This is a genomic window from Micromonospora purpureochromogenes (assembly GCF_900091515.1).
GTDB classification, from domain to species: Bacteria; Actinomycetota; Actinomycetes; order Mycobacteriales; family Micromonosporaceae; genus Micromonospora; species Micromonospora purpureochromogenes.
Genome location: NZ_LT607410.1, coordinates 6,391,769 through 6,406,870, shown reverse-complemented (window position 1 = coordinate 6,406,870; position 15,102 = coordinate 6,391,769). Strand labels below are relative to the sequence as shown.

General features: G+C 72.1%; 14 protein-coding genes. 11 read left to right on the top strand and 3 right to left on the bottom strand.

All coding sequences use genetic code 11. The annotated features are described in order from the left end of the window. Positions 1–23 precede the first annotated feature (23 nt). The 5 genes from trpS (at position 24) to GA0074696_RS29155 (ending at position 3,543) form a co-directional block, all read left to right on the top strand. Entirely contained in the window at positions 24–1,049 is a 1,026-nt protein-coding gene (gene trpS / locus GA0074696_RS29175) for a tryptophan--tRNA ligase (protein WP_088964055.1), read from the top strand. Positions 1,050–1,092: 43 nt separating this feature from the next. After that, positions 1,093–1,638, top strand: coding sequence for a 2'-5' RNA ligase family protein (locus GA0074696_RS29170; RefSeq protein ID WP_231925189.1), 546 nt, complete (start codon positions 1,093–1,095; stop codon positions 1,636–1,638). Between the two features lie 54 nt (positions 1,639–1,692). Then, on the top strand, positions 1,693–2,628 hold the full coding sequence (locus tag GA0074696_RS29165) for a YihY/virulence factor BrkB family protein (protein ID WP_088964881.1): 936 nt from the start codon (positions 1,693–1,695) through the stop codon (positions 2,626–2,628). 1 nt (position 2,629) lies between these two features. Beyond that, positions 2,630–2,998, top strand: a complete 369-nt coding sequence (locus tag GA0074696_RS29160) for a GntR family transcriptional regulator (protein WP_088964053.1) — start codon at positions 2,630–2,632, stop codon at positions 2,996–2,998. 98 nt (positions 2,999–3,096) lie between these two features. Beyond that, complete coding sequence (locus GA0074696_RS29155; protein ID WP_088964052.1) at positions 3,097–3,543, top strand: hypothetical protein; 447 nt, start codon at positions 3,097–3,099, stop codon at positions 3,541–3,543. A 150-nt stretch (positions 3,544–3,693) separates the two neighbouring features. Here the strand turns inward: GA0074696_RS29155 and GA0074696_RS29150 are convergent, their stop codons facing one another. Beyond that, positions 3,694–5,331: a glycoside hydrolase family 13 protein gene (locus tag GA0074696_RS29150; RefSeq protein ID WP_088964051.1), complete on the bottom strand. Its 1,638-nt coding sequence runs from the start codon at positions 5,329–5,331 to the stop codon at positions 3,694–3,696. 221 nt (positions 5,332–5,552) lie between these two features. Continuing rightward, positions 5,553–6,638 (bottom strand): LacI family DNA-binding transcriptional regulator, encoded by a 1,086-nt coding sequence (locus tag GA0074696_RS29145; protein WP_088964050.1) that lies wholly within the window; start codon positions 6,636–6,638, stop codon positions 5,553–5,555. Between the two features lie 197 nt (positions 6,639–6,835). On the opposite strand from GA0074696_RS29145, the gene GA0074696_RS29140 reads away from it, so the two are divergent. From GA0074696_RS29140 to GA0074696_RS29125, 4 genes are all read left to right on the top strand, one after another. Then, positions 6,836–8,086, top strand: a complete 1,251-nt coding sequence (locus tag GA0074696_RS29140) for a sugar ABC transporter substrate-binding protein (protein ID WP_088964049.1) — start codon at positions 6,836–6,838, stop codon at positions 8,084–8,086. Continuing rightward, positions 8,086–9,726 (top strand): ABC transporter permease subunit, encoded by a 1,641-nt coding sequence (locus GA0074696_RS29135; RefSeq protein WP_088964048.1) that lies wholly within the window; start codon positions 8,086–8,088, stop codon positions 9,724–9,726. Before GA0074696_RS29140 ends, GA0074696_RS29135 begins: the two co-directional genes overlap by 1 nt. Then, positions 9,723–10,625, top strand: coding sequence for a sugar ABC transporter permease (locus tag GA0074696_RS29130; RefSeq protein ID WP_088964047.1), 903 nt, complete (start codon positions 9,723–9,725; stop codon positions 10,623–10,625). Before GA0074696_RS29135 ends, GA0074696_RS29130 begins: the two co-directional genes overlap by 4 nt. Positions 10,626–10,918: 293 nt before the next feature. Next, positions 10,919–12,730, top strand: coding sequence for a glycoside hydrolase family 13 protein (locus tag GA0074696_RS29125; protein WP_088964046.1), 1,812 nt, complete (start codon positions 10,919–10,921; stop codon positions 12,728–12,730). 22 nt (positions 12,731–12,752) lie between these two features. Here the strand turns inward: GA0074696_RS29125 and GA0074696_RS29120 are convergent, their stop codons facing one another. Beyond that, positions 12,753–13,352, bottom strand: a complete 600-nt coding sequence (locus tag GA0074696_RS29120) for a TetR/AcrR family transcriptional regulator (protein WP_172894497.1) — start codon at positions 13,350–13,352, stop codon at positions 12,753–12,755. 98 nt (positions 13,353–13,450) lie between these two features. Between GA0074696_RS29120 and GA0074696_RS29115 the strand changes: the two genes are divergently transcribed. Then, positions 13,451–14,452: a hypothetical protein gene (locus tag GA0074696_RS29115; RefSeq protein WP_088964044.1), complete on the top strand. Its 1,002-nt coding sequence runs from the start codon at positions 13,451–13,453 to the stop codon at positions 14,450–14,452. A 57-nt stretch (positions 14,453–14,509) separates the two neighbouring features. After that, positions 14,510–14,851: a hypothetical protein gene (locus GA0074696_RS29110; protein WP_088964880.1), complete on the top strand. Its 342-nt coding sequence runs from the start codon at positions 14,510–14,512 to the stop codon at positions 14,849–14,851. Positions 14,852–15,102: the final 251 nt, after the last annotated feature.

The following is a 15,102-nucleotide window of genomic DNA, read 5'->3' as shown; positions in this document are numbered from 1 at the left end:
GCGTTGCTGACAGAATTGCCGTCATGTCCGACGTTCCCGCCCGCCCGCGCGTCTTCTCCGGCATCCAGCCGACGGCCGACTCGTTCCACCTCGGCAACTATCTCGGGGCGGTGCGGCACTGGGTGGCGCTGCAGGAGACCCACGACGCGTTCTACTGCGTGGTCGACCTGCACGCGATCACCGCGGGGCACGACCCGGCCGTGCTGAAGCAGCGCTCCCGGGTGGCCGCCGCGCAGCTCTTCGCGGTCGGGATCGACCCGGAGCGCAGCACCCTGTTCGTCCAGTCGCAGGTGCCCGAGCACTCGCAGCTGGCCTGGGTGCTGGGCTGCATCACCGGTTTCGGCGAGGCCAGCCGGATGACGCAGTTCAAGGACAAGTCGCAGAAGCAGGGCAGCGAGCGGGCCAGCGTCGGCCTCTTCACGTACCCGATCCTGCAGGCCGCCGACATCCTGCTCTACCAGGCCAACGCGGTGCCCGTCGGCGAGGACCAGCGCCAGCACCTGGAGCTCTCCCGCGACCTGGCGCAGCGGTTCAACTCGCTGTTCGGCCCGACCTTCACGGTGCCCGCCCCGCACATCGTCAAGGACACCGCGAAGATCACCGACCTGCAGGACCCGACGGCGAAGATGTCCAAGTCGTCGTCCTCGCCGGCCGGCATCATCGACCTGCTGGAGGAGCCGGCCCGCTCGGCCAAGAAGATCCGCTCCGCGGTGACCGACACCGGCCGCGAGATCGTCTTCGACACCGAGACCAAGCCGGGCATCTCCAACCTGCTGACCATCTACTCGGCGCTGTCCGGCCGGAGCATCGACGACCTGGTCGCCGCGTACGCCGGCAAGGGCTACGGCGACCTCAAGAAGGACCTCGGCGAGGTGGTCCGGGAGTTCGTCACCCCGATCCAGGAGCGCACCCGCGCCTACCTCGACGACCCGGCGCAGCTGGACAAGCTGCTCGCCGCCGGCGCCGAGAAGGCCCGCGCGGTCGCCGCGCCGACGCTGCGCGCCGCGTACGACCGGATCGGGTTCTTCCCCCCGGTCCGCTTCGAGTAGCGGCTCCGGGCCGACGGGTACGGGTGGAGGGGTGGCGCGGAGCGTGGATCGCAGGGACGGGGCGCCGGTGGACGGCGGCACCATCCAGATCGGGATCGCGGTGGACGTCCCGGAGCCGTGGGGCGGCATGCTCACCCGGCGGCGGGCCGAGTCCGGCGACCCGCAGGTGGTCCCGGCGCACGTGACGCTGCTCGGGCCCACCGAGATCCCGGTGGTGGCGCTGCCGGCGGTCGAGGAGCACCTGAGCCGGGTGGCCGCCCGGCACCTGCCGTTCACCCTGCACCTGCGCGGCACGGGCACGTTCCGGCCGGTGACCCAGGTGGTGTTCGTGACGGTGGCCGCCGGGATCAGCGAGTGCGAGCTGCTCGCCGCCGCCATCAACGCCGCACCCGAGCTGCACCGGGAGGCCCGCTTCCCGTACCACCCGCACGTCACGGTCGCGCAGGACGTCGCCCCCGAGGCGCTGGACCGGGCGTACGAGGACCTGGCCGACTTCTCGGCCATGTTCGAGGTGGACTCGTTCACGCTCTTCTCGCACAGCGGTGCGACCCGGTGGCAACCCCGCCGGGACTTCCGGCTCGGCGGCTGACCGGGCCGGTGGCCACAGGCCCGCCCGCGGCGGGAGATCGGCGAGGATGACGTGGTGGACGCGTGGGGCCGGCTGACGGGCGGGATCGACCGCCGGTTCACCACGGCCCGGCACCGGTGGCCCCGCTTCGACCACCTCTGGCGGGCCATCGACCTCTACGGGAACGTGCTGGGCGGGCGGCTGGCCGCGGCGATCGCCTACTACGGCTTCTTCGCGGTCTTCGCGCTCGCCCTGGTGGCGTACTCGATCTTCGGGGCGATCCTGGAGGACAACGACGAGGTCAGCGACGCCGCGGCGGACTTCCTGCGGGAGAACCTGCCGTTCCTCGACCCCGGGCAGATCGCCGAGAGCAGCAACACCGTCGGCGTGATCGGCCTGGTCATCCTGGTCTTCACCGGGATCGGCTGGGTGGAGGCGATCCGCTCCTCGCAGCGGCTGATGTACGGCTTCAACCAGCAGCCCGGCAACCTGGTGGTGCGCCGCCTGGTCGACCTGGGCGTGCTGCTGCTGGTCTTCGTGATGCTCGGCATCTCGGTGGCGGCCGTCGACGCCCTGGAGTCCCTGCTGCGCTTCCTGCTGCGGGCCACCGGCTCGGTCGGGCTGACCACGGTCAGCGCGGCGCTCAGCGTGGTGGTCAACGCGGTGCTGGCGACGGCGCTGCTGGTGGCGGTGCCCCGGCTGCGGATGAGTCGCCGGCGGCTGCGGCCGGTGGTGCTGATCGTCGCGGTGGGCATCACACTGCTCAACACCGTCGGGCGCTACTACGTGGTGCGCACCGAGCGGAACCCGGCGTACACGGTGGTGGCCAGCGCGGTCGGGTTGCTGCTCTACCTGTACCTGCTCAACCAGTTGGTGCTCTTCGGCGCGGCGCTCGCCGCGACCAGCCGGCACGGGCGGGTGGTCGACCTCTCCGACGGGCCCGTCCCGGCGGACCTCGACGTCGACAAGGACCCGGACACCGATCCGGGGACGCCGGGAGGGGCGGGCTGACGTGCTGATCGAGATCGACCCGGGGTCGGCGGTGCCCCCGTACGAGCAGGTGCGCGGGCAGTTGGCCGCGATGATCGGCGACGGGCGGCTGCCGGTGGGCACCCGGCTGCCGCCGGTGCGCCAGTTCGCCGCCGAGCTGGGGCTGGCGGCGAACACCGTGGCGCGGGCGTACCGGGAGCTGGAGGCGGCCGGGCTGCTGGAGACCCGGGGGCGGCACGGGACGTACGTCGCGCCGGGCCGGGACGATGCGACCGACCGGTTGCAGCGGGCGGCGGCCCGGTACGCCGACGAGGCGGTGCGGCTCGGCTTGCCGCCGGATCGGGCACTCGCCCTGGTCCGCGCCGCTCTCGACGCCGCCCGCCCGGGCTGAGTCGACGGACGAACAGGTCAGGAAACCGACCGATGCGCGAACCGGCAGTTGCCGCAAATGCCACTCACCTTCCCGCCGGGACCGGCCATGATGAGCGCGTGGGCGCACTCGTGACGTTGGACCTGCCGGACGACTCGCCGATGCTCGGCCTGCCGTGGATCATCACGTTCGGCCCCCTCGGCGACCCCGCCGAGTGGGAGCCGGTGGTCTGCGGCCCGTACGAGCGCCCGCACGCCCTGGCCCTGGCCGAGGCGGTGGTGGCCGAGGAGCAGCTGATGGCGGTGGTCGAGCCGCTGGTGCCGGCGTTGTCGGCCGAGGAGGTGCGCGGCGAGATCGCCGCCGCGCAGATCGCCGCCGAGGACGAGGCGGCCCGGATCGACGAGTCCGACCTCTACGGGGACTTCGAGGACGTGCTCGACGAGGAGCTGGAGCAGGCGGCCGCGCGGGCCGAGCACCCGGTCGCGCCGCAGCCGGCACCCAGCGAGGACGAGCTGCGGGCCGGCTTCGCGCGGATCTCGGAGCTGCTGCGGCGCAAGGGCCGCTGACCCGTCAGCGCCGGAAACGGACACCGGCGCCCCGGGGAACTCCCCGAGGCGCCGGTGCCACCTCACCCCCCACCACAAGGGGTCGGCAGGCCCAGTCGCCCGTCGGCGCGGAGCACAACGGACGACCAGGTCAATGGCGGGTTACCCGGCTCAGCGCCGTTCGAACCACGCAGCTGCGTCCACCGGCAGGAGATGACCCGATCCCTGCTCGGTGAGGTCCTCGCTCGCGACGAGCGGCGGGCCGTACCCCTCGACGAGGGCCGCTGCGCCGCTGATGTTGACCACGCAGGTCAGCGTGGTCCCGCCGCCGGTGCGGCTGAAGGCGAGCATGCCGGGCCCGCCCTCCAGCCAGGTCACCCCGCCGGTCGTGCCGGCCAGCGCCGGGTGCTCGTGCCGGATGCGCAGCGCGGCGCGGTACAGCTCCAGGGTGGAGCCGGCGACGCCGGTCTGGGCGGCCACCGAGAGGGCACGCCAGGTCGCCGGGGCCGGCAGCCAGCTCAGCTCGCTGCCCTCCGGGCCGAAGCCGTACGGGGCCAGCTCGCCGCTCCACGGGATCGGCACCCGGCAACCGTCGCGGCTCTCCCCGGTACGCAGGAACGCCGGATCCTGGCGCAGCTCGTCGGGGAGGTCCAGCACCTCCGGCAGGCCCAGCTCCTCGCCCTGGTAGACGTAGGCGCAGCCGGGCAGGGCCAGCATCAGCAGGGCGGCGGCCCGGGCCCGGCGCAGGCCGACCTCGCCATCGCCGTACCGGGTGACGTGCCGCTGCCGGTCATGGTTGGACAGCACCCAGGTGGTCGGGGCGCCGACGATGGTGGACTCGGCCAGCGCGGTGTCGATGACCTTGCGGAACGAGTCGGCCGACCAGGTGGCGTCGAGGAAGTCGAAGCTGAACGCCTGGTGCAGCTCGTCCGGGCCGATGTAGCGGGCCAGCCGCTGCGGGGTCTCCGCCCACGCCTCGGCCACCGCCATCCGGCCGCCCGGGTAGCTGTCCAGGATCGGCCGCCAGGCACGGTAGATCTCGTGCACCTCGTCCTGGTCGAAGTAGGGCAGGCGGCCCTTGCCGAGCAGTTCGGACTGGCGCTGGCCGGTGGTCATCGAGCTGAAGCCGACGTCCGGCAGCCCTTCGGCCTTGATCATCCCGTGCGCCACGTCGATCCGGAACCCGTCGACGCCACGGTCCAGCCAGAAGCGGAGCACGCCCTCGAACTCGGCGCGCACCCGCGGGTGCCGCCAGTTCAGGTCGGGCTGGGCCGGGTCGAACAGGTGCAGGTACCACTGGCCGCCCGGCAGCCGGGTCCAGGCCGGGCCGCCGAAGATGCTCTCCCAGTCGTTCGGGGGCAGCTCGCCGTGCTCGCCCTTGCCGTCCGCGAAGAGGTAGAGCTCCCGCTCCGGCGAGCCGGGGCCGGCGGCCAGCGCGGCCTGGAACCAGGGGTGCGCGCTGGAGGTGTGGTTGGGCACCAGGTCGACGATGATCCGCAGCCCGAGGGCGTGCGCGTCGGTGATCATCGCGTCGAAGTCGGTGAGCGTGCCGAACAGCGGGTCGACGTCGCGGTAGTCGGCGACGTCGTAGCCGGCGTCGACCTGCGGCGAGGTGTAGAAGGGGGTCAACCAGAGCGCGTCGACCCCGAGGTCGCGCAGGTACGGCAGCCGCTCCCGGATGCCCCGGAGGTCGCCGACGCCGTCGCCGTCGGCGTCGGCGAAGCTGCGGACGTAGACCTGGTAGACGACCGCGGACCGCCACCAGTCGGCGTCGGCGGCCGGCGGTGCCGGGTTGGTGGCGTCGGTCATCGGTGACGGTCCCCGTTCTGAGGAGCACCCGGAGTGGGCCCGGGAGAGCGGATGTCAGTGCAGAATGCCGCCCGATTGCTGCAAGAGTCAAGCATTCCTTGCGCAAGAAATGATGGCTCGCGGCCTCCGGTCGGCCGGGCGGCCCGGTGCGGCCGTCCCGGCAGACGGGACGGCACCGGGGCGGCCGCCGTCGTGGCGGCCGTCCGGGGCGCTCGGGTCGGTCAGGCCGGGACGGCGAGGGCGGGCGGCGCCGGCCGGTGCCGGGTGCCGCCCTGGGCCGGGTTGGCGCCGGCCGGGCGGACGACCGCGGTGGAACCGCGCACCACCAGCTCCGGGCGGAACAGGTACTCCGAGTGCGGGGCGGCGTGCCCGTTGATCTCGTCGACCAGGGCCCGCACCGCGGCGACCGCCATCGCGGCGACCGGCTGGCGCATGGTGGTCAGCGGTGGATCGGTGAAGGCCATCAGCGGCGAGTCGTCGTAGCCGACCACCGAGAGGTCCTGCGGGACCGACATGCCGCGCTGCCGGGCCGCCCTGATCGCGCCGAGCGCCATCAGGTCGGAGCCGCAGACGACGCCGGTGACCCCGCGTTCGATCAGCCGGCCGGCGGCCGCCTCGCCGCCCTCCACGCCGAATAGCGAGAGTTCGGCCAGCTCGGCCAGGTCCTGCTCGGCGGCGCCGGCGAGCCGGGTCATCGCGGTCCGCCAGCCGGCCACCTTGCGCTGCACCGGCACGAACCGGTCCGGGCCGGTGATCAGGCCGATCCGGCGGTGGCCGAGCGCGACCAGGTGCGCGACGGCCAGCTCGGCGGCCTCGCCGTCGTCGCAGGAGACGAAGGGGGCGGCGACGTTCGGGACGTACCCGTTGATCATCACGACGGGCAGCGGGCGGGCGATCAGCGCGCGGTACCGGTCGTGGTTGGCGGCGGTGTCGGCGTGCAGGCCGGAGACGAAGACGATCCCGGAGACCTGCCGGTCCAGCAGCATCTCGACGTACTCGTCCTCGGTGACCCCGCCAGGGGTCTGGGTGCACAGCACCGGGGTGAACCCGCTCTGGGCCAGGGTCGACTCGATGACCTGGGCGAACATCGGGAAGATGGGGTTGTCCAGCTCTGGGACGACCAGCCCGACGAGCCCGGCGCTGCGCTTGCGCAGCCGGGCGGGGCGCTCGTAACCGAGCACGTCGAGGGCGGTCAGGACGGCCTGCCGGGTCTCGGGGGCCACGCCGGGGCGGTCGTTGAGCACCCGCGACACCGTGGCCTCGCTGACTTCGGCCTGCTGGGCGATGTCGGACAGTCGAGCGCGCATGGCGGAACTTTAGCTCACGGGCAAGTTCTTGCGTACGCTCCTGCAAGCCCTTCCATTCCCTGCAACCTCTTGCTAACGTCCCCGCAACATGCGAGAGCAGCGGCGCAGCACCGCAGCGCCGGTTGGCAAGAACTTACAGAGGTTCCCACTGGCGGGCCGCCCTTCCCCCGGCGGCCGCCACAACGACAGGAGTACCGATGCGCATCCGTACCGCGGGTGTGGTCGCCGTTCTCGGTCTGGCGCTCGCGGCGTCCGGCTGCGGCGACAACAGCAAGGACGAGCCGGCCGCCAAGGATTCCCCCAAGGCCGCGAGCGGCAAGCTCGTCATCTGGGCCGACGACAAGCGGGCGGCGGCCCTCAAGCCGTTCGGTGAGAAGTTCGGCCAGGAGAACGGCGTCACCGTCGAGGTGCAGGCCGTCTCCAAGGACCTGCAGACCAACTTCGTCACCGCCTCCCAGCAGGGCAGCGGCCCGGACGTCGTGGTCGGCGCGCACGACTGGATCGGCAACCTGGTCCAGAACGGCGCCATCGACCCGGTGCAGCTCGCCGCCGAGCAGAAGAGCGCCTTCAACGAGACCGCCGTCAAGGCCGTGACCTTCAACGGCCAGGTCTACGGCGTGCCGTACGCGACCGAGAACATCGCGCTGATCCGCAACACCGAGCTGGCCCCCGAGGCGCCGAAGACGATTGAGGACCTGGTCGCCTCCGGCAAGAAGCTCAAGGCCGAGAAGAAGGCCAGCGAGATCCTCTGCCTCCAGTCCGGGCAGAACGGCGACGCGTACCACATCTACCCGCTGTACACCTCGGCCGGCGGCTACCTCTTCGGCACCGCCGCCAACGGCGACTACGACCCGAAGGACCTGGGCGTGGGCAAGCCGGAGTCGATCGCGGCGTTCCAGAAGATCGCCAAGCTCGGTGAGAAGGGTGACGGTGCGTTGAAGCGCTCCATCACCGGCGAGAACTCGATCGCCACCTTCACCGGCAAGAAGTGCGCCTACCTGGTCTCTGGCCCGTGGGCGATCGCCGACGCCAAGAAGGCCGGCATCAAGTACGACATCTCCCCGGTCCCCGGCTTCGCCGGTGGCAAGGAGGCGCAGCCGTTCGTGGGCGTCCAGTCGTTCTACGTCGCCGCCAAGGGCAAGAACAAGGCCCTGGCCCAGGAGTTCGTCACCAACTACGTGACCAAGCCCGAGCTGGCCGTGGCGCTGTACAACGCCGAGCCGCGTCCGCCGGCACTGACCGCCGCCTTCGACCAGGTCAAGGGCACCGACCCGGACCTGGCCAAGTTCTCCGAGGCCGGCAAGAACGGCCAGGTGCTCCCGGCGATCCCGGCCATGGCCGCGATCTGGGACCCGTTCGGCAAGGCCGAGGCCGCCGTCATCGGTGGCGCCGACCCGACCAAGACCGTCACCGCCGCCGGCAAGACGATCTCCGGTCAGATCAAGTAATGAGCGCGTCGCTGTCCGGCCCGGGGTCTGCCACGCAGACCCCGGGCCGGGAGCCCGCCCGCTCCGGGCTCCCGCGCAAGTCCCGTGACGCGCGGCACCACGCGCCGATCACCCTGACCGGCCTCGTGGTCAAGGTGGTCCTGCTCGGCCTGGTGGCCGGGATCGCGATCTGGGCGGCCTTCCCGCTCATCGAGGCCGAGAAGTGGGTCGGGCTAGCCATCCTGTCGGCCACCACCGCCGGCTTGTTCTACCTGTACCTCACCCGCCGACACATCCCGGCGAAGTACCTGGTTCCCGGAACGATCTTCCTGATCGCCTTCCAGATCTTCCCGGTGCTCTACACCGCGAGCACCGCCTTCACGAACTTCGGCGACGGTCACCGCGGCGAGAAGTCCGACGCGATCGTCGCCATCCAGAGCTCGTCGGTGAAGCAGGTCCCCGGCTCCACCCAGTACCCCCTCTCCGTCGCCACCAAGGGCGACCCGGCCACCGGGCCGCTGGTCTTCCTGGTGACCGACCCGAAGAGCGGCACCGTCTCCGCCGGCGACGCTGGCGGCCTGACCCCGCTCGACGCCGCCGAGGTCACCGTGGCGCCGGGCGGCAAGGTAACCGCCGCCGAGGGCTATCAGGTGCTCAACTTCGGCCAGGCCAGCGCCCGCAGCAAGGAGATCACCGACCTGGTGGTCCCGACCTCCGGCGGCGCGCTGCGCTCCTCCGGTCTCTCCCGCGCGTACGAGGGCAGGGCGATCCGGGCCTACGACGCCGGGTGCGACTGCGTCAAGGACACCGAGACCGGTAGGACCTGGACGGCCGACGACGAGATCGGCGCGTTCGTCGCCGCCGACGGCGAGCAGTTGGCCCAGGGTTGGAAGGTCAACGTCGGGCTGAAGAACTTCGATCGGGTGCTCACCGACCCGGCCATCTCTGGCCCGTTCTTCGGCACCCTGGTCTGGAACTTCGCCTTCGCGCTCGGCTCGACCGGCTTCACCTTTCTGCTCGGCCTGGCCATCGCGCTGGCGCTGCACTCGCCGCGGATGCGCGGCACCAACCTCTACCGGATCCTGCTGATCCTGCCGTACGCGATGCCGTCGTTCGCGATGCTGCTGGTCTGGCGGGACATGTTCAACACCGACTTCGGTCTGATCAACAACCTGTTCGGGCTCGGCGTCGACTGGTTCGGGCAGGACTGGTCCGCCCGAATCGCGGTGATCCTGGTACAGCTCTGGCTGGGCTACCCGTACATGTTCCTGGTCGCCACCGGTGCGCTGCAGGCGATCCCGCGCGAGCTCACCGAGGCCACCTCGGTCGACGGCGCGTCGCCCTGGCAGTCGTTCCGCGCGGTCACCCTGCCGCTGCTGCTGGTGGCGCTCTCCCCGCTGCTGATCTCGTCGTTCGCGTACAACTTCAACAACTTCAACGCGATCTACCTGACCACAGAGGGTGGACCGTTCCCGGCGGACAACCCGACCTCCGGCGCGACAGACCTGCTGATCACGTACACCTACCGGCTGGCCTTCGGTGCCCAGGGCGCCCAGTTCGGCCTGGCGGCGGCGGTCTCGATCTTCATCTTCACGATCGTCGCGGTGGTCTCCGCGGTCAGCTTCTCGCGGACCCGCAAGCAGGAGGAGGTGTACTCGTGAGCACCCACGCGAACGCCCCGGGCGCCCGGAGCACCGCGGCCGGCAGGCGGAAGAACCGCTGGTTCGCCCAGGTCGGCTGGCGGCACGTGGTCGGGGTGGTGGCGGTGGCGTTCAGCCTCTTCCCGATCCTGTTCGTGCTCTCCGCGGCGCTCAACCCCCTCGGCACCCTCTCCTCCACGGACCTGGTGCCGACCAGTGGCGTGTCGTTCGAGAACTTCACCAACCTCTTCGACCGCACCCCGTTCGGGTGGTGGTTCCTCAACTCGCTGGTCGTCGCCGGGGTGGCGAGCTTCGCCTCGATCTTCCTCTCGGCGCTGGCGGCGTACTCCTTCTCCCGGATGCGCTTCGCCGGCCGTCGGGTCGGGCTGCTCTCGCTGCTGCTGATCCAGATGTTCCCGCAGTTCCTGGCCATCGTGGCGATCTTCCTGATCTTCACCACGGTTACCGACCTGTGGCCGGCGATCGGCTTCAACACGCCGTGGGGCCTGCTGCTGCTCTACCTGGGTGGGGCGCTGGGCGTGAACACCTGGCTGATGAAGGGATTCTTCGACACGCTGCCGCGGGAGCTGGACGAGTCGGCGACCATGGACGGCGCGACGCATGCCCAGGTCTTCTTCCGGATCATGCTGCCGCTGGTGGCGCCGATCCTGGCGGTGACCGGGCTGCTCGCCTTCATCGGCACGATCAACGAGTTCCTGATCGCAAACGTGTTCCTCACCAACGCCGAGTCCAAGACTCTCGCGGTCGGCATGTTCGGTCTGGTGGCGGGTGAGCGCAACAACAACTTCGGGATCTTCGCGGCGGGCACCCTGCTCACCGCCGTCCCGACGGTGCTGGTGTTCCAGTTCCTTCAGCGGTACATCGTCTCCGGTCTCACCGCCGGAGCCGTCAAGGGATGAATCGGAGGGGTGGCCGCTCTTCGCGCAGCGCGAGCTGAGTGGTCCGGGTCCGTGCAACGGCCGGGCTGAGTGGTCCGGGTCCATACATGGGCCGGGCCGAGTGGTGCGCGGGGCTGGACTGATCAGCCCGGGTTGCGCGGAGAGCGCCCACCCCTCCGACCAATCGCACGCTGCGGCAAGGGCGTCGGGACGACGTGCACCGGAGCAGTCACGGGTTGACCGCCGCGGCCGGGAGACCGGCCGCGGCGGAGACCCCTTCCTCTCCCCGTCCGGCCGACCCGAAGGGCTCCACCATGTCCCCGCAGCCGCACCACGACGGATCCGCCCTGTACGTACCCGAGCAGGAGCCGGCGCTCGGTCAGACCGTGCCGGTCTTCGTCCGGGTCCCGGCGGGCGCCGACGTGCGCACCGTGCACGTGCGGACCACCGGCGACGGCGAGCCCCGGTTCGCCGAGGCGGTGGTCGACCGCACCGAGGGCGGCGAGGTCTGGTGGCGGGCCGACGTCGAGGTCCGCAACCCGGTCAGCAACTACCGCTTCATGCTCTCCGGGACCACCGGCTACCGCTGGCTCAACGCCGCCGGCGTGATCTCCCACGACGTGCCGGACAACGGCGACTTCAAGCTGGTCAGCTACGCCCCGCCGCCGGCCTGGGCGCGGGACGCGGTGATCTACCAGATCTTCCCGGACCGGTTCGCCCGCTCCGCGGCCGCCGCCGGCCGTACGCCGCCGGACTGGGCGATCCCGTGCGACTGGGACACCCCGGTGATCGGTCGCGGCCCGGAGACGCCCCACCAGTTCTACGGTGGCGACCTGGACGGAATAACCGAGCGCCTGGACCACCTGGCCCGGCTCGGCGTGAACACCCTCTACCTCACCCCGATCTTCCCGGCCCGCTCCAACCACCGCTACGACGCGGCCAGCTTCGACACCGTCGACCCGTTGCTCGGCGGGGACGCCGCGCTGGCCCGGCTCGCCGATGCCGTCCGGGCCCGGGGCTGGCGGCTGCTCGGCGACATCACCAGCAACCACACCGGCGACGCGCACGAGTGGTTCACCACCGCCGCCTCGGACGTGCGGGCCGCCGAGCGGGAGCTGTACTACTTCGACGAGGCCACCGGCCAGTACGAGTCCTGGAACGGGGTCAAGTCGCTGCCGAAGCTGAACTGGGGCAGCGCGGAGCTGCGCCGGCGCTTCGCCACCGCCGACGACTCGCTGCTGCGGCGCTGGCTGCGCCCGCCGTACGGGCTGGACGGCTGGCGGGTCGACGTGGCCAACATGACCGGCCGGCGCGGCGCGGACGCGTACACCCACGAGGTGGCGCGGCTGCTGCGCGAGGTGGTCGCCGACACCCGCCCCGACGGCCTGCTCCTCGCCGAGCACGGCCACGACCACACCGGCGACCTGGACCGGGACGGCTGGCACGGGACGATGAACTACGTCGGCTTCACCGACCCGGTCTGGTCCTGGCTGCGGCACGGCGACGAGCCGGTGCCGAACTTCCTCGGCACCCCCGGCGGGGTGCGGCGGCGCGACGCCGAGGCCGTGCTGGCCACCATGGACACCTACCGGTCGCTGATCTCCTGGCGCTCGTACACCCACTCGTGGCAACTGCTCGGCTCGCACGACTCGGCCCGGATCCGCACTGTGGTCGGCGACGCCGCCCGGCAGGAGGTGGCCGCCGGCCTGCTCGCCACCATGCCGGGCACCCCGGTGGTCTTCGCCGGGGACGAGCTGGGGCTGACCGGCACCAACGGCGAGGGTTCGCGGACCCCGATGCCGTGGCACCGGCCGGAGAGCTGGGACCGGGCCACCTTCGCCGCGTACCGGGGGCTGCTGGCGCTGCGCCGCGACGAGCCGGCACTGCGCCACGGCGGCCTGCGTCGGGTGCACGCCGACGCCGACACCCTGGTCTTCCTGCGCGAGGCCCCGACCGGGGCGGTGCTGGTGCTCGCCCGCCGGGCCGCCGGCCGGCCCGTCCGGCTGACCGGCCTCGGGGCGGGGGAGAACGCGTACGGCGGCGCCCCGGCGCTGCGCCCGGACGCCGACGGCGTGGTCACCCTCCCCGCCGACGGCCCCACGTTCCAGGTCTGGCGGCTGTCCTGACCCGGGTCCGGCGGGCGCTGGGTCAGGCGGGTGGGTGGCCGAGCAGGGTGCGGACGCCGGTGAGGTAGCTGCGGCGGTCCGGGCGGCCGGTGAGCACCTTCTGCATCAGGTAGCCCGGGACCAGGCCGAACAGTGCGGTGCCGACGGCCTCGGGGTCGGCGTCGGGGGGCAGCTCACCCGCCTCCCGGGCCCGCCGGGCCAGCAGCGTGAAGCGGTCCCGGAAGCCGCTGTACGTCGCGTTCACGAACACCGCCAGCGCCGGGTCGCGCAGCGACTCGCTCCACACCTGGATCGCCAGCGGCAGGATGCCGTCCTCGCCGGCCTGCGCGTCGACGTAGGTCAGTGCCCGGTCCAGCGCCTCGACCAGGGGCAGCGGCGGCTCGGCGGCGGCCAGCTCGGCGAAGACCGCGTCCGCCCCGCCGATCACCGACTGGGCGATCGAGGTGATCAGGTCGTTCTTGCTCGGGAAGTAGCGGTAGACCGCGCCGACCGACAGCCCTGCCTCGGCGATCACGTCCTGCATCGAGGTGTTGTGGAAGCCGTCGCGCAGGAAGCAGCGCCGGGCGGCGTCGAGGATCTGCTGTCGGCGGGCCGCGAGGTGGGCGTCCGATACGCGTGGCATGACCCACAGTGTAAAACGAACGCTCGTTCTTGACTCCTGGCGGCTCCGGAGCGCACGCTGACCCTAAAGAGAACGAGCGTTCGTTTTAAGGAGTGGGCATGTCCCGGTCACCCCGGTCCCCGATGCTGCTCGCCGTGCTGCTCGCCGCCCTCGCGGTGACGGCGCAGGCGCTGCTCGTACCCCTCTTCGCGGGGCCCGCCGCGAACCTGGCGCCGCGCGACCTGCCGGTCGCCGTCGCCGGGCCGGCGCCGGCCACCGCGGAACTGGCCGGCCGGCTGGCGGCGGCCCGCCCCGGCGCCTTCACCGTCACCGAACTGCCGGACGCCGCCGCGGCCGACCGGTCGCTACGCGACCGCGAGGTGTACGCCGCCTTCGTCGTCGGCCCCGACGGCGTCGGGCTGCACACCGCCCCGGGCGCGAGCCCCACCGTGGCGGCCCTGCTCACCGAGGCGGCGGCCGGGCTCTCCGGTGGACGGCCGGTGCCGGTCACGGCGGTGGTGCCCGCCGACCCGGACGACCCGCGCGGGGCCGGCTTCGCCGCCGGTTTCCTGCCGTTGGCGCTGACCAGCATGCTCGTCGGCGTCATGCTCACCGTCCTGGTCACCGGCCGGCGCGCCCGGCTGGTCGGGCTGCTCGGCTACGCCCTGCTCGCCGCGTTGGTCGGCACCGCCGTGCTGCACGGCTGGCTCGGGGTGATCGGGGGCGACCCGGCGGCGGAGGCCGGGGCGATCGGGCTCTTCGCGCTCGCGGCCGCCGGTGCCGTCGCCGGGCTGGGCGCACTGCTCGGCGGCCCCGGGCTCGGCCTCGGCGCGCTGCTGGTCTTCCTGGTCGGCAACCCGCTCTCCGCGGTCAGCGCCGCGCCGGAGCTGCTGCCGCAGCCGTGGGGCACCGTCGGGCAGTTCCTGCCGGTCGGGGCCGGCGGCACGCTGCTGCGCTCGGCCGCCTTCTTCGACGGTGCGGGCGCGGACCGCTCCGCGGCCGTGCTGGCCGGCTACGCGGTACTCGGGGCCGGCCTGGTGCTCCTCGGCCGGCGCGGCTCACTCCGGACGGCCGCCGCCGAGATCGCCCCCCGGCCGGCCGCCGCAGAGATCACGGTATGAGCTCAGCCCGGCGGGGCGGCTACTACAAACTGTCGTTGATGGGGGAGGATGGCCGGCGTGGAAGCTCTTCGGCTGGTACTTCTCTACGTCCATCTGATCGGGTTCGCGCTGCTGCTCGGTGGCGCGATCGCCCAGTACGCCAGCGGCCGGCTGCGGATCAACTCGGCCATGCTCTGGGGGTCGGTGATCGGTCTGCTCACCGGCATCGGGCTCTCCGCCCCGCTGCGCAACGGCGACGAGCCGGCACCCGCGAAGCTTGTTACCAAGTTGGTGCTGGCTCTGCTGATCTTCGTCATGGTCTTCTTCTCCCGGAAGCGGGATCAGGTCGCTCGCGGCCACTTCCTCGCTATCGTCGGGTTGACGCTGCTCAACGCCGCTGTCGCGGTGTTCTGGCGGTAGCCGGCCGGACCGCTCGCGGGCTCCGGGGAAAGGGACTTTCGGGACAGCGGGCGGGACACATACCAGCACTCTGAGTGATCTGCCCCACGCCAGGGTTACGCCGGGATAACAGGCGTTCAACAGTCGTGCACGATTGGCGGCCGGTGGGTGGGCGTGGGCGTACGCTCCCGTCCGTAACGTGGGATGCCGGCAGCACAGCGCTGGTCGGTTCAAGGGCTGCCACCGCACGAGGCGCGGTGTGCAATGGGAAG